Source organism: Shewanella sp. SM101, assembly GCF_025654465.1.
In the GTDB taxonomy this organism is placed as follows: Bacteria; Pseudomonadota; Gammaproteobacteria; order Enterobacterales; family Shewanellaceae; genus Shewanella; species Shewanella oncorhynchi.
In genome coordinates this window covers 1-14,151 of the sequence record NZ_JAKKRH010000053.1, presented here as the reverse complement: position 1 = coordinate 14,151, position 14,151 = coordinate 1, and the positions used below count along the sequence as shown (strand labels likewise).

Annotated in this window: 15 protein-coding genes and 1 tRNA gene; 8 read left to right on the top strand and 8 right to left on the bottom strand. The window is 45.0% G+C overall.

Going from position 1 to position 14,151, the window contains the following annotated elements:
* Positions 1-336: 336 nt before the first annotated feature.
* From L5M38_RS20680 to L5M38_RS20655, 6 genes are read left to right on the top strand one after another with little or no spacing between them, the layout of a single operon-like run.
* Entirely contained in the window at positions 337-3,102 is a 2,766-nt protein-coding gene (locus L5M38_RS20680) for a DNA translocase FtsK (RefSeq protein ID WP_028759939.1), read from the top strand.
* A gap of 56 nt (positions 3,103-3,158) precedes the next feature.
* Positions 3,159-3,785: an outer membrane lipoprotein chaperone LolA gene (gene lolA / locus L5M38_RS20675; protein ID WP_198573992.1), complete on the top strand. Its 627-nt coding sequence runs from the start codon at positions 3,159-3,161 to the stop codon at positions 3,783-3,785.
* Between the two features lie 8 nt (positions 3,786-3,793).
* Positions 3,794-5,125 carry a replication-associated recombination protein A gene (locus tag L5M38_RS20670; protein ID WP_198573993.1) on the top strand — a complete coding sequence of 444 codons (1,332 nt, stop codon included), beginning with the start codon at positions 3,794-3,796 and terminating at the stop codon, positions 5,123-5,125.
* Positions 5,118-5,492 carry a fluoride efflux transporter CrcB gene (gene crcB, locus L5M38_RS20665; protein ID WP_028759942.1) on the top strand — a complete coding sequence of 125 codons (375 nt, stop codon included), beginning with the start codon at positions 5,118-5,120 and terminating at the stop codon, positions 5,490-5,492. Before L5M38_RS20670 ends, crcB begins: the two co-directional genes overlap by 8 nt.
* A gap of 18 nt (positions 5,493-5,510) precedes the next feature.
* Positions 5,511-6,797, top strand: a complete 1,287-nt coding sequence (gene serS, locus L5M38_RS20660) for a serine--tRNA ligase (protein WP_028759943.1) — start codon at positions 5,511-5,513, stop codon at positions 6,795-6,797.
* Positions 6,798-6,816: 19 nt separating this feature from the next.
* Complete coding sequence (locus tag L5M38_RS20655) at positions 6,817-6,939, top strand: hypothetical protein (protein WP_028759944.1); 123 nt, start codon at positions 6,817-6,819, stop codon at positions 6,937-6,939.
* Positions 6,940-7,038: 99 nt separating this feature from the next.
* Here the strand turns inward: L5M38_RS20655 and L5M38_RS20650 are convergent, their stop codons facing one another.
* The 6 genes from L5M38_RS20650 to punR all read right to left on the bottom strand — a co-directional run bounded on the left by L5M38_RS20650 (position 7,039) and on the right by punR (position 10,383).
* The gene (locus L5M38_RS20650) at positions 7,039-7,377 is read right to left on the bottom strand and encodes a TusE/DsrC/DsvC family sulfur relay protein (RefSeq protein ID WP_105252498.1); all 339 of its coding nucleotides are present in this window, start codon (positions 7,375-7,377) and stop codon (positions 7,039-7,041) included.
* Positions 7,371-7,652, bottom strand: coding sequence for a sulfurtransferase complex subunit TusB (gene tusB, locus L5M38_RS20645; RefSeq protein WP_105252497.1), 282 nt, complete (start codon positions 7,650-7,652; stop codon positions 7,371-7,373). The genes L5M38_RS20650 and tusB overlap by 7 nt, the downstream gene beginning before the upstream one ends.
* The gene (tusC, locus tag L5M38_RS20640; RefSeq protein ID WP_028759947.1) at positions 7,652-8,008 is read right to left on the bottom strand and encodes a sulfurtransferase complex subunit TusC; all 357 of its coding nucleotides are present in this window, start codon (positions 8,006-8,008) and stop codon (positions 7,652-7,654) included. Before tusC ends, tusB begins: the two co-directional genes overlap by 1 nt.
* Positions 8,009-8,022: 14 nt before the next feature.
* Positions 8,023-8,412 (bottom strand): sulfurtransferase complex subunit TusD, encoded by a 390-nt coding sequence (gene tusD, locus L5M38_RS20635; protein WP_028759948.1) that lies wholly within the window; start codon positions 8,410-8,412, stop codon positions 8,023-8,025.
* Between the two features lie 69 nt (positions 8,413-8,481).
* Positions 8,482-9,141 carry a Bax inhibitor-1/YccA family protein gene (locus L5M38_RS20630; RefSeq protein WP_263180199.1) on the bottom strand — a complete coding sequence of 220 codons (660 nt, stop codon included), beginning with the start codon at positions 9,139-9,141 and terminating at the stop codon, positions 8,482-8,484.
* 339 nt (positions 9,142-9,480) lie between these two features.
* Positions 9,481-10,383 (bottom strand): DNA-binding transcriptional activator PunR, encoded by a 903-nt coding sequence (punR, locus tag L5M38_RS20625; protein ID WP_028759950.1) that lies wholly within the window; start codon positions 10,381-10,383, stop codon positions 9,481-9,483.
* Between the two features lie 115 nt (positions 10,384-10,498).
* Between punR and punC the strand changes: the two genes are divergently transcribed.
* Together punC and L5M38_RS20615 are read left to right on the top strand one after the other, a co-directional pair.
* Positions 10,499-11,770: a purine nucleoside transporter PunC gene (gene punC / locus L5M38_RS20620; protein WP_263180198.1), complete on the top strand. Its 1,272-nt coding sequence runs from the start codon at positions 10,499-10,501 to the stop codon at positions 11,768-11,770.
* 80 nt (positions 11,771-11,850) lie between these two features.
* Positions 11,851-11,941: transfer RNA gene (locus L5M38_RS20615), tRNA-Ser, on the top strand.
* Positions 11,942-12,226: 285 nt separating this feature from the next.
* Here L5M38_RS20615 and L5M38_RS20610 read toward each other — a convergent pair.
* Positions 12,227-12,790, bottom strand: coding sequence for a hypothetical protein (locus L5M38_RS20610; protein ID WP_113940471.1), 564 nt, complete (start codon positions 12,788-12,790; stop codon positions 12,227-12,229).
* On the bottom strand, positions 12,787-13,821 hold the full coding sequence (locus tag L5M38_RS20605) for an MATE family efflux transporter (protein ID WP_263180196.1): 1,035 nt from the start codon (positions 13,819-13,821) through the stop codon (positions 12,787-12,789). Before L5M38_RS20605 ends, L5M38_RS20610 begins: the two co-directional genes overlap by 4 nt.
* Positions 13,822-14,151 lie beyond the last annotated feature (330 nt).

The following is a 14,151-nucleotide window of genomic DNA, read 5'->3' as shown; positions in this document are numbered from 1 at the left end:
CCTGATTGTTTGGTTTTACAATAAGGGGCTTAGGCCCCTTATTTATCAGTAACGTCGATATATCCATCTCATTTAACGCCTATTGCTATTAGCCTTGTATTGCCCTTAAGTTTACGAACTTAGGGGCTTCTTTTGTGGCATTTTTAAACAAATTTGTTAACGGAAGTGTTTGTGTAATAACTCATTCCTCCCCAAAAGCACACTAAAACACCTCAATAGACTAAATTTTGCCAATCATGACCAATTCTGTATAGAAAAACAGGCTAATGTGCTCCACATTTAGTGGGATTCTGGTATCGTTAGCCCACCTGTTTTCACTTTTATGGATTACGTCGTTTGTCTCAAGGAAATAGTGTACGCACGCTCACTGGCCTGCAACGTCTGCTGGAAGGCGGACTCATCATTTGTTGTGTTCTCGCCACTTATATTTTGCTCGCATTGACGAGTTTTAGTCCGTCTGATCCTGGTTGGAGTCAGTCGCATTTTCAAGGCGATATTAAAAACTGGACCGGAGCAGTAGGGGCTTGGATTGCCGATATTCTGTTATATTTCTTCGGCGTTACGGCTTATATCATGCCAATCATTGTCGCATCGACGGGTTGGTTATTGTTCAAACGTGCCCATCATTTACTTGAAATTGATTACTTTTCAGTGGCCCTGAGATTGATTGGATTTTTACTGATCATTCTGGGATTTTCTGCTTTGGCGAGCATGAATGCCAACAACATCTACGAGTTTTCGGCAGGCGGAGTGGCGGGTGATGTCATAGGCCAAGCCATGTTGCCGTATTTTAATAAACTCGGCACTACCTTATTACTGCTGTGTTTCTTGGGCTCAGGCTTTACGCTGTTGACTGGGATTAGCTGGCTGACTGTGGTCGAGAAAATCGGCTTAGTCTCTATTTGGATTTATAAAAAGTTAAAATTATTGCCGCAAGCGATGAAGCGTGAGCATGAAACCGAGGATACCCGTGGTTTTATGTCCGTGGTGGATAAGTTTAAACAGCGCCGTGAATCCCAGTACGTGCTAGAAAAGCCCCCCATAGTTGAAAAGCCTAAGGTGCGTGAGCGTCATATTGGTCGTAGAGCTGAGATAACCCCAACGCTATATGCTGCCACTGATGATATGGTCATTGAACCAGAAGGTATTATTACTGAAACTGAGAATAATTCGTCGCCAAAAAACAAACTATCGGCGCTTGCAAAAATTCTGAGCTTGAATGGCAGTAAAAGTAAGAGTGCACAACGGGTTGAGCCACAAATCGATAATGATGATTTGGCCGCCCATGGCAATTTTGAAGCGCCACCTTGGTTAGCTGAACCTCAGCATTCAAATGCCGATGAGCAAGGCAGTGCCGATTTTAATTCGCATTCATTCGATCATGATGACAATGAGCCTGTGTTTAGCAGTCAAGCATTTACAGAAGATGAAGACGATGAAAGTCTCGGTTTTAGCGATGATGACGTCATTGATTTTGATACCAAAGTGTCAACAGGTGCAGTGAATCAAGCGCAGCGTAATAAGCAAGATCAAAAAGCTAAAATTGTCGATGGCATTGTGGTGTTGCCAGGACAAGAAGACAAACCCGCACCGAAAAAACCGATGGATCCTCTGCCGAGTATTAACTTGCTCGACATACCTGACCGTAAGAAGAATCCGATCAGCCCAGAGGAATTGGATCAAGTCGCCCGCCTTGTTGAGCTTAAATTGGCCGATTTCAACATCATCGCCAATGTAGTGGGAGTGTATCCAGGCCCTGTGATCACACGCTTTGAATTAGAATTAGCGCCAGGCGTTAAAGCGTCAAAAATCTCTAATCTATCAAAGGATTTAGCTCGTTCATTGCTGGCTGAAAGTGTGCGCGTGGTTGAAGTTATTCCGGGTAAGGCTTATGTCGGACTCGAATTACCCAATAAATTCCGCGAAACCGTGTTCATGCGCGATGTGTTAGATTGTGCCGCCTTTACTGAGAGTAAATCCAACTTAACTATGGTGTTAGGCCAAGATATTGCTGGTGACCCCGTTGTTGTTGATCTTGGTAAAATGCCACATTTATTGGTAGCCGGTACTACAGGCTCTGGTAAGTCTGTGGGTGTAAACGTGATGATCACCAGCTTACTGTATAAGTCTGGCCCAGAAGATGTACGCTTTATCATGATCGACCCCAAAATGTTGGAATTGTCTGTATATGAAGGCATTCCGCATTTGCTATGTGAAGTGGTGACCGACATGAAAGAAGCTGCCAATGCGCTGCGTTGGTGTGTCGGCGAGATGGAACGTCGCTACAAGCTGATGTCTATGATGGGTGTACGTAACATCAAGGGCTATAACGCTAAAATTGCCGAGGCGAAGGCCAATGGCGAAGTGATTTTAGATCCTATGTGGAAGTCTTCTGACAGCATGGAGCCAGAAGCGCCTGCGTTAGATAAGCTCCCATCGATTGTTGTCGTGGTCGATGAATTTGCTGACATGATGATGATTGTTGGTAAAAAAGTTGAAGAGTTGATTGCCCGTATTGCCCAAAAAGCGCGTGCCGCAGGCATACATTTAATTCTTGCAACCCAAAGACCGTCAGTGGATGTGATCACTGGTTTGATTAAGGCCAACATTCCCACACGTATGGCGTTCCAAGTGTCATCGCGTATCGATTCGCGCACCATTTTAGATCAACAGGGTGCCGAAACCTTGCTTGGTATGGGTGACATGTTATTTTTGCCACCGGGTACCGCGGTACCGAATCGTGTTCATGGTGCGTTCGTTGATGATCATGAAGTTCACCGTGTCGTTGCCGATTGGTGCGCCCGTGGCAAACCGCAATATATCGAAGAAATCCTCAACGGTGCCAGTGATGGTGAACAAGTATTATTGCCTGGTGAAACCGCTGAATCAGACGAAGAATACGATCCGTTATACGATGAAGCAGTCGCCTTTGTGACTGAAACTCGTCGCGGCTCGATTTCAAGCGTACAGCGTAAATTTAAGATTGGTTATAACCGTGCAGCCCGCATTATTGAACAGATGGAAGCACAAGGTATTGTTTCTGCTCAAGGCCACAACGGTAACCGTGAAGTCTTAGCACCGCCAGCACCAAAACATTATTAAGCCGCGCTAAGGCGTAGCTTTGATACACCCAAGGGTTTTACAGGGTAAGGAATAAAATGAAAAAACGATTATGCGCTGTGTTGTTAGCTTCACCTTTGCTATTTAGCGCGGCTGTGTTTGCCGATGATGCGCAGCAGCTCAGGGAAAAATTGATTGGTACCGCGTCACTAAAAGCCGATTTCAAACAAACCGTAACAGATGTCAATAAAAAGGTTATTCAAACAGGGTCTGGCATTTTTGCCTTAGCGTATCCGAATCAATTTTATTGGCATTTAACCCAGCCCGATGAATCGCAGATTGTCGCTGATGGTAAAGATTTGTGGATCTACAATCCTTTCGCCGAAGAGGTGGTCATCATGGATTTTGCTGAAGCAATCAATGCATCTCCCATCGCATTGCTCGTCCACCGCGACGATGCGACTTGGTCACAGTATTCAGTGTCCAAGAAACAAGATTGCTATGAGATCAAACCTAAGGCGATTGATTCGGGCATATTGTCCGTCAATGTGTGTTTCAAAAATGCCCTGTTAGTCAACTTTAATGTTGCCGATGATAAAGGTAATTTAAGCCTGTTTGATTTAAGCAATCAGCAAGCCATCACAAATAAAGACAAAGCCTTGTTCACCTTTGTGATCCCAGACAGCGTCGATGTTGATGATCAACGTCGTAAAGCAGCGCATTAGGCTATCGCGTGAGCAGTTTATCGTTTAATTTTGCGCCCGATTTTCGTCCCTTGGCCGCGCGCATGCGGCCAAGAACGATTGGCGAGTACATAGGTCAAGCCCATTTACTGGGTGAGGGCCAACCACTACGTAAAGCATTGGAAGCAGGGCGCGCCCATTCTATGATGTTGTGGGGACCGCCGGGCACAGGTAAAACAACCTTAGCCGAATTAATCGCACATTATTCAAATGCTCACGTTGAACGCATTTCAGCGGTCACTTCTGGCGTTAAGGACATTCGCGCCGCGATTGAGCAAGCAAAAGCCGTTGCAGAATCCCGTGGCCAACGTACCTTATTGTTTGTCGATGAAGTCCACCGATTCAATAAGAGTCAGCAAGATGCCTTTCTGCCATTTATTGAAGATGGCACAGTGATCTTTATCGGCGCGACCACAGAAAATCCGTCTTTTGAAATCAATAATGCCTTACTCTCGCGGGCAAGGGTCTATCTTATCAAGCGCTTAAGCCATGATGAAATCGCCCATATAGTGACTCAAGCCTTAAACGATAACGAGCGCGGTTTAGGCCTACGACAATTTGTAATGCCAACCGATGTGCTCACCACATTGGCACAACTTTGTGATGGTGATGCCCGTAAAGCGTTAAATCTTATTGAGTTGATGAGTGATATGCTCATCGACGGTGGCACCTTTACCACTGAAATGTTAATTCAAGTGGCGGGGCACCAAGTTGCTGGTTTTGATAAGAACGGTGATCAGTTTTACGATTTAATCTCGGCTGTACATAAATCCATTCGCGGCTCAGCACCCGATGCCGCGTTGTATTGGTTTTGTCGAATATTAGAAGGCGGTGGCGATCCGCTTTACGTGGCAAGGCGCTTACTGGCGATTGCCTCTGAAGATGTGGGCAATGCCGATCCTGCAGCGATGACTATCGCACTGAATGCCTGGGATTGTTTTCACCGTGTTGGCCCCGCAGAAGGTGAGCGAGCAATAGCACAAGCCATTGTTTACCTTGCCAGCGCGCCGAAGAGCAACGCTGTGTATACCGCATTTAAGGCGGCGCGTGCGTTAGCTCGCGAAACAGGGCAAGTCGAAGTGCCACACCATTTACGCAATGCACCGACTCAGTTAATGAAAGACATCGGCATGGGAGCTGGGTATCGATATGCCCACGATGAAGCCAATGCCTATGCCAGTGGTGAAAATTATTTCCCCGAATCCCTGCAAACAGCACAGTTTTATTTTCCGACTGAGCGAGGGTTTGAGAAGCGGATCAAAGATAAATTGGCGCAATTAGCCCAGTTAGATCAAGCCAGTGAGAACAAAAGATATGACTAACATCTTATTAGTGGCTTTCGGCGGGTCAATTGGAGCAGTTTTACGCTATCTTATTTCAATATTCATGATCCAAGTATTTGGCAGCAGTTTTCCTTTTGGTACACTGTTGGTTAATGTTATAGGTTCATTTTTTATGGGCGTAATTTACGCTCTGGGGCAAATGAGTCATATCAGCCCTGAACTCAAAGCGCTTATAGGTATCGGTCTATTAGGTGCTTTGACAACGTTTTCGACTTTCTCTAATGAAACCTTGTTGCTGATGCAAGAAGGGGATTGGCTGAAGGCGATTTTGAATGTGGTGTTGAATCTAAGTCTATGTTTATTCATGGTGTACTTAGGTCAACAACTGGTTTTTTCTCGCATTTAACTATTAAGAATATATCACATGTTAGATCCTAAATTTTTGCGCAACGAATTAGAAGTTACCGCTGAGCGACTGGCTACCCGTGGCTTTATTTTAGACATAGCTCATCTCATTCAATTAGAAGAAAAGCGTAAGTCACTGCAAGTGGCTACCGAAGAATTACAAGCGTCGCGTAATGCCATCTCCAAATCCATTGGCCAAGCTAAAGCCCGTGGTGAAGATGTTGACGCGATTATGGCGCAAGTGGGCGATTTAGGTTCACAGTTGGATGCCAAAAAGATTGAACTGGCCGCCGTACTTGAAGAAGTCAATGCCATTGCCATGTCTATGCCTAACCTGCCTGATGAATCAGTACCAATGGGTGCCGATGAAACAGAGAACGTTGAAGTGAGACGTTGGGGTACGCCACGCACTTTTGATTTCCCGATTAAAGATCATATCGATTTAGGTGAAGGCTTAAACGGCTTAGATTTTAAAAATGCCGTTAAAATTACTGGCTCACGTTTCATCGTGATGAAAGGCCAAGTCGCCCGCTTAAACCGCGCCATTGGTCAGTTCATGTTGGACTTACATACCACAGAGCACGGTTATACCGAAGCCTATGTGCCATTACTGGTAAACGAGGCAAGCTTACTCGGCACAGGCCAGCTACCTAAGTTTGGTGAAGACTTATTCCACACTAAACCTGCGACTGAAGAAGGCCAAGGCTTGAGCCTTATCCCAACCGCAGAAGTGCCATTAACTAACTTAGTTCGCGATAGCATTGTTGATGAAGACGAGCTGCCAATAAAGTTAACTGCGCATACTGCATGTTTCCGCAGCGAAGCGGGCTCATACGGCAAAGATACCCGTGGTCTGATCCGTCAGCACCAATTCGATAAAGTTGAAATGGTGCAAATTGTTAAGCCTGAAGATTCAATGGCGGCACTTGAAGCGCTGACAGGTCATGCTGAAACTGTATTGCAGCGCTTAGGTTTACCGTATCGAACAGTGATTTTATGTACTGGCGATATGGGCTTTGGCTCAAGCAAAACCTACGATATCGAAGTCTGGTTACCAGCACAAAATACCTATCGTGAGATTTCTTCTTGCTCAAACATGAAGGATTTCCAAGCCCGTCGTATGCAAGCGCGTTACCGTGTGAAAGCAGACAATAAGCCTGCGCTATTGCATACGTTAAACGGCTCAGGTTTAGCTGTAGGTCGTACTTTAGTGGCTATTTTAGAAAACTATCAAAATGCTGATGGCAGTATCACAGTCCCTGAAGTTCTGCGTCCTTACATGGGCGGTTTGACTCAAATAGGCTAATGGAACACAAAATAATACTATGGATAAAGGCCAGCGCTATCTCCGTTGGCTTTCCTATACCGCTGTGATTGCAGTATTTTTTGCTGTAATGCTCGCCACCGTAGGCAAAGCCATCTGGGTTGTGTTAGAAAACGTCAAATAACCCTATCAACTTTGTTCAAGTAAAAAGAAAGGCATGTTTCCCAAGGGAACATGCCTTTTTGTTTGTGTCATGTTTACGTGATGACTTAACCCTATGCCATTAAATACACTTAGCTGGTTTGGGCAGGCCCGCGATTTTCGTTGCTTGTTTCGCAGGTCCAATCGGGAATAGGGTATATAAGTATTTTGAATTGCCTTTGTCTGGTCCTAAGGCTTGGCCAATGGCTTTAACTAATACACGGATAGCAGGGCTCGTTTTATATTCGAGATAGAAATCTCGAACAAAGTTAATCACTTCCCAATGGGCTGGCGTAAGTACAATTTGCTCTTCTGCCGCTAACAACAGGGCCATATCGGGTTGCCAATCGTTAAGATTTTTTAAATAACCTTGATGGTCACGGGCGATTTCTGCGCCATTAAATTGCAATGGATTTACCACGTTATCACCTTGTCATGGAGTAATGATTGAGCCACAAACTCATTGTAATCGATAAGCATCACGTTCTTTAAACGTTCGGATAGGCCACGTGCGACAACATCGTCTTTTAAGACCATCAACTTGAAGGGCGATAATGCCATTGCCCACTGGCGCAGCAGTAACGCGTTAACGCCATCGCTCGATAATAAAATTGCATCTTCCTTACAGGCGTAACGTAAACAAAGTTTCAGCGCGCTATCTCGACTGGGAGATGTTTGAATATGATGTAAAATCATTAGAATACTAAGACCTCATCCACTTGGTTTAAATGGGCTGCGATGGCTTCATCGTTGACCACTGTCACTGGGATCGACAGTAAGCCATGGCTTAAGCCGTAATCGGCTAAGGATTGCTTACAGACAAATACAGAGCCAATATCATACAGCGGCAGTGCTTTAAAGGTGGAGATGTAATCTTTAGCACCAATAAGCTCAGGCTGTTGATCTTTAATCAAATGCAACACACCTTCATCAACAAACACTAAACTCACTTCTTGTTCGAAGCTAGCGCTAAGCAGGGCAAGATCTAAACCTTCGCGGCCACGAACAGTACCATGTGGCGAGCAGCGAAATAGAATACACAATTTTTTCATAGTAGCCCTGAGAGTTAAAAACTGATCAAACGATCGGCCGATTCAATACCTGTGATTAGCTCACCTAAACCGCCCATGATAAATGACTCGCCCACATTCCAGTGGCTTAGGCCATTCTCGCTGGCATCTTGCTGACTCACAATGCCACGACGTAGCGCTGCAGAAACGCAATTGACTAACGGGACCTGATGGGATTGCGCCAGCTGTTTCCAGTCACTGATCACATCATTTTCATCGGAGGCGGGTAAGCTTAAATCTGTGGAGTTATACACGCCATCTTGATAAAAAAACACACAGATAATCTGATGCCCAGCTAAAAGTGCAGCTTGGGAGAAGCGTAAGGCGTTAACACTCGCCGACGTGCCATAAGCGGGCCCGTTCACTTGGATAATAAATTTGCTCATTTAAAATAAAAATGGCCCTAAAAGTAGGGCCATTCTAACGCAAGTTAAGCTAAAAATCGCTAACTAGGATTAGTCATCGTTGCCTATGCCCATCAGGTGCAACAGCGCGATGAAGAGGTTTAAGAAGTCTAGGTATAACGAGATAGTCGCGCGAATGTAGTTAGTTTCGCCGCCATTGACGATACGGCTAGTATCAAACAGGATAAAACCTGTCATCAGTAACGCCAAGCCCGCGTTAATTGCCATAAAGGCAACACTGTTACCCATAAAAATATTAATCACAGCGGCGGCGATCACCACAAGCAAGCCGGCGAACAAGAATCCACGTAGGAAAGAGAAATCTTTCTTAGTGGTCACTGCATAGGCTGATAACGCAACGAAAATCACTGACGTTAACCCCAGTGCTTGCATGATCAGCTGTGGACCGTTTGCCATACCCGCGTAGTGATTGAGCATGTAGCCCAGTGAAGCACCTTCCATACCTGTAAAGGCAAACACCCAGAAGATACCCGCTGCAGACTCGGCTTTACGTAAAGTGACAAACAACAGTACTAAGCCACCAATCGATAAACCAATGGAGACTAACGGACTGATATTTAATGCCATTGCCAAACCCGCACACAGGGCAGAGAAGGCCAATGTCATCGATAACAGCATATAAGTGTTTTTAAGAAGTTTGTTCACTTCCAGTGTTGACGCACTCGTCGAATATAAGGTTTCTTGGGTCATGTTGATCTCCGTTGACACATTTCCAAACTGATCATTTTGATTTTTTACAGCACACTAAGTTCCCGTAAAATCCTAAAATGAACTTAACTGGTGCAATGATACCGTACATGAGATACGGGTGAAAGTCATAGAACCATGAATAACAAATTGTTAATCTTCAAAATTTTACTCAATTATTTATTTCAACTTTAACTGCAAAGCAAAAAAAATAAGATTCTTGTATCTGCGTCTTCATCCACTATGAAGGTAAAAATTTAGTCTGTACATAAGCAGACGGTACACAATCACACTCAATGCTGATTTCAATGACTAGATCAGCATATTGAGTTTAAACCAAGCTTAAGCCAGCCACTCTTTGTGCAATTTTTCAGTATCGCCAAGATATTCCAGCACCCAAGCGAGTGCAGGCGACATCTTGTCAGCATTCCACGCCAAGCAACAAGGGCTTGTCTGCTTTGGATTTTCCAGTTGTTTTTCAACAAGCGCACCCGCCTTAATAAACACGCTCGCTAAATGCACTGGCATATAACCGACGCCTAAACCTTCGCGGAAACAGTTAATGGCACGGATCCAATCAGGTACGACTAACCTGCGTTGATTCTCTAGCAACCAAGTCATACGTTTTGGAATTTCCCGAGAAGTATCTTCTAAACAAATCGAGGGAAAAGGGCGCAGCTCATCGTCACTTAATGGGCGGTCAATACTGGCCAAGGGATGATTTTTACTAACAAGAAACGCCCACTCAATATCCCCCATGTCTTTATATTGGTAAACACCACCGACTGGAATTGCGGTTGTCGCACCAATAGCAATATCACTGCGACCCGTGGCGAGCGCTTCCCAAACCCCGTTAAAGACCTCAATGCGAATAATTAATTCAATATCATGGAAGTGTCGATAAAAGTCAGCAATTAATACGCTGATCCTGTCGGCACGGACGATATTATCAAGGGCTATGGATAAGGTAGGTTGCCAACCATTTGCCACGCGCTGAGTGCCACGTTTCATCTCGTCCATCTGCGTGAGCAAGGTTCTGGCTTGCTTCACAAAATGTTCACCCGCAGGGGTTAACGTTACGCTGCGATGATGCCGTTCAAAAAGAATGACGCCGAGTTCTTCTTCTATTTGCTTGACCGCGTAGCTCACGGCAGAGGGCACTTTATGCAGCCGATTCGCCGCCGCGGTGAAACTACCTACACGAGCCACAATATCAATGAGTTCTAGCGCTTGTTCTGAGAGCATAACTGACGTCCATTCCAATGAAAATAATTGATAGCACAAGTCAAAAATAAACGTTTCCAATAAATTTAACAAGTCTTTAGACTGCACACATTAGTCAATCTGACCCGATTATTTTATGAAAACGTCTAGTAACACCTTTGTAAACATAAAGTTCTTTATGTTTCTATTCTATTTAGCCATGTTGAGCATGCTTGGCTTTATTGCCACTGACATGTATTTGCCTGCTTTCAAAGCAATTGAAGGCTCATTTAACAGCACACCATCACAGGTAGCGATGTCGTTGACCTGTTTCCTTGCGGGTCTTGCCTTAGGTCAGCTGCTTTACGGCCCGTTAGTCAATAAAATCGGCAAACGTTGGGCACTGATCTTTGGCCTTGTTTTATTTGCCATTGCTAGCGTGTTTATTGCCAACAGTGATTCTATATTCATGCTCAATACCGCGCGCTTCTTCCAAGCCATTGGCGCCTGTAGTGCAGGGGTTATTTGGCAAGCTATTGTGGTTGAACAATATGATGCCGATAAAGCCCAAGGTATTTTCAGTAACATTATGCCATTGGTCGCATTATCGCCTGCATTAGCACCGATCCTTGGCGCTTATATTCTGAACGAATTAGGCTGGCGTGCAATCTTTATCTCCTTGTGTGTTATTGCATTTCTGCTGGTATTGATGACCTTGTACTTTGTTCCAGGCAAGAGTCAACATAAACACAGTGAACATGCTGCAGTATCTTATGGGCAAATTTTGAAAAACACCCGCTATTTAGGCAACGTCGTGATCTTCGGTGCCTGTTCCGGTGCTTTCTTTGCCTATTTAACTGTGTGGCCGATTGTGATGGAAATGCACGGTTATCAAGCGACTGAAATTGGGTTAAGTTTTATCCCGCAAACCATCATGTTTATTGTCGGTGGTTATGCGAGTAAGTTACTGATAAAACGCATTGGCGGGCATCAAACACTCAATATCTTGTTGTCGGTTTTCGCAGCCTGCGTTATTTCGATCATCATGTTCACGCTGATTTATCCCGCGAGCACGATTTTCCCACTGCTTATTTCGTTCTCGATTTTGGCCGCAGCTAATGGCGCTATTTACCCAATAGTCGTGAACAGCGCGCTACAGCAGTTTAGTCAGAATGCCGCTAAGGCCGCAGGATTACAGAACTTCTTACAGATCAGCATTGCCTTTGGTGCATCAAGCTTAGTCGCTATGTGGGCAAGTCTTGGTGAAGTGGCGATTGGTTGGGGTATCCTATGTTGCGCTATTTTAGTTGTGGTCGGCTATATACTTAAGAGTCAACAAGAGTGGGGCGACTTTGCCAAACATTTCACTAAGCCAGATCCCGCACGGGTAGGCATAATGTCCGATGTGAAGCAAAATCCAGCGGATTGAGTGTAATAGCAACAATTGGCGCATAATTGAGAGTTAGTGCTTTACAGTCAACAGACTTACTTATATTATGCGCCTCGTTCGGAGGGGTGGCAGAGTGGTTTAATGCACCGGTCTTGAAAACCGGCGTGGGTTTATAGCCCACCCAGGGTTCAAATCCCTGCTCCTCCGCCATATTTTACGGAAAAGCCATCAGCAATGATGGATTTTTTGTTTATATAATTTGAACCCTAGGTTCCTCATTCTAAGCTCAGTTCCTCCGCCAGATTTCGTCAAAAAAGCCGCTAAGCAATTAGCGGCTTTTTGCATTTTAGCTATTTTAGCCTTGCGTTTCTGATCCGAAACGCAGCGCCTCAGCCATATTTCACAAGCAAGACCATCAGCAATGATGACTTTGCTTGTATTATTTAACTCTAGACTTCCTCATTCAACATGATGCACTGACAATCTCAGCCATCATTACACTTTTGGTAATTTGTGTTGGACCATGGCCAGCGCAAAGGAGTTCCAGTTTGCATTAGCATAGCTACTCACCAGATCCCGGAGTGTTGTCGGTTCGCCAGCGTTATCCACCGGTTGCAAAATTATCCGCAAATTCAGCGCATTGAAGTAATCTCGCCGCTCCACCACAAAAAACTGCTTCTTGTAGGGGAGTAGCAATGTGTCCTCAGCTTGCGCATTAAACTCACGCGCGGCTAAATAGCCAGTAAACCAATGATTGAGTAATGTGTCGCATTGTTTAGTATGGAATAAACTTCCCCAATCATCCCCAAGTATGGCTTGACCCGACAGGACTCGCTGGCAATGATGAAAATCGATAAACCCTAGCTCACGTGTAATCACTTGTTGGCAATGCTTAAGCTGGAGATCTGAGTGTAAGATGCCCAACTTCGCCATTAAGGTCGCGACTCTTTGCTTGGCTAACGGCTCATCCTGCTGACAAGCTTTGAGCAGTTTTTTAGCGCGAACTTTGGTTTCATTTAATGCGATGGCGCTTGAGTCTTTCATCTTGGCTAACTTCATTTTGCATTACCTCCATGACTGACTCGATTTGCTCGCGGCACGTGAATGAAAGGCCAAATACTGATGATCAATAAACTCAAGAGACAAGCTAAGATGTCCGCAATTGGAAAGGCCATCCATAACTCAGTCAAAGCGTTTGGCATGATATTAATGTTTAATGCGCCTGTGATAAATGAAATATCTGCGAAGGATAGTTGAGGTAACAGGACCAGCAGGGGCAGTAACAAACCATAGATTTTTATCCCAGATAATAGCAATGCAAGCTTAGGGCGATTTGTGCCTTGATACACAGCAATCGCAATAGCTGTGATCCCCGCAAAAGGTAGGGTGATAAACGTCACACTCGAGATTTTAATACAGGCGGCAATGAGTGCGGGGGCATCGGTGAACACGCGAAATACCGAGTTAGGAAAACCCATAAATACAATTGTCACTATACTCAGATAACAGCAGGTCAAGACGATTCCCCATTTAGCACACGCTAACACCCGAGAAGATGCCATCGCCCCATAGTTATAGGCACTGATCGTTTGCGCTGCGCTGGTAAGTGCCATGAGCGGCAGGGCGATAAAGATATTAAAGCGTCCGATCAAACCATAAGCGCTGATCATGTACGCGACCTCATTCGCCGCTGGCGTATTGGGCACTACATTGGCTAAATGACTGACTAAAATATGATTTACCGATGAGATCACGCAGGCAATCCCAAGATATGACAATAATATAGGGCTACCTAAGCCAAGAATCGCTTTTATCTCAGTGAGGTTGAGCTTTATCTGCTCCATTCTAAAATAAAAAAGCGCCTGTTTACTGGCAAAACGGTTATTGGGGACAAAATAGACGGCTGCAATAAATAGACTCACACATTGACCCGCCACCGTTGCCCACGCAGCACCACTCACGCCCATATCTAAAACGGCAATAAAGAGTGTATCGAACAGGATGTTCATGACCGCCGACAACAAGATAACCAGCAGCATCACCACGACTTTGCCTTGTGCTCTGAGTAAATCGCCGCTAAGAGATAACAAAAAAGTGAATAGACTAAAATAGAGAATGGGTTGTAGATACTCTGTAGCAGCTAAGGCAAGTGTTGAGCTTACCCCAATAAAGGGGTTTGGGGAGCAATGGAACCAAAAACCAACGTAAGCCTTACCACCTCCGCTCAGAGCCTTCTTCCTAGGCAATTCCCTCGATTGATCTTCCGTACTTTTCGAAAGTATTGCTTACGGCAATGTGCATCCGAGTTAATGTGGCCCAACACCACAATCTAGGAGCTGAACAATGAGCCAATCTGACCCGCAACACCCATCCCGCCGCATGCTGCTCAAGCGCGGAGCTGCCCTTTCCACATTGGCGAT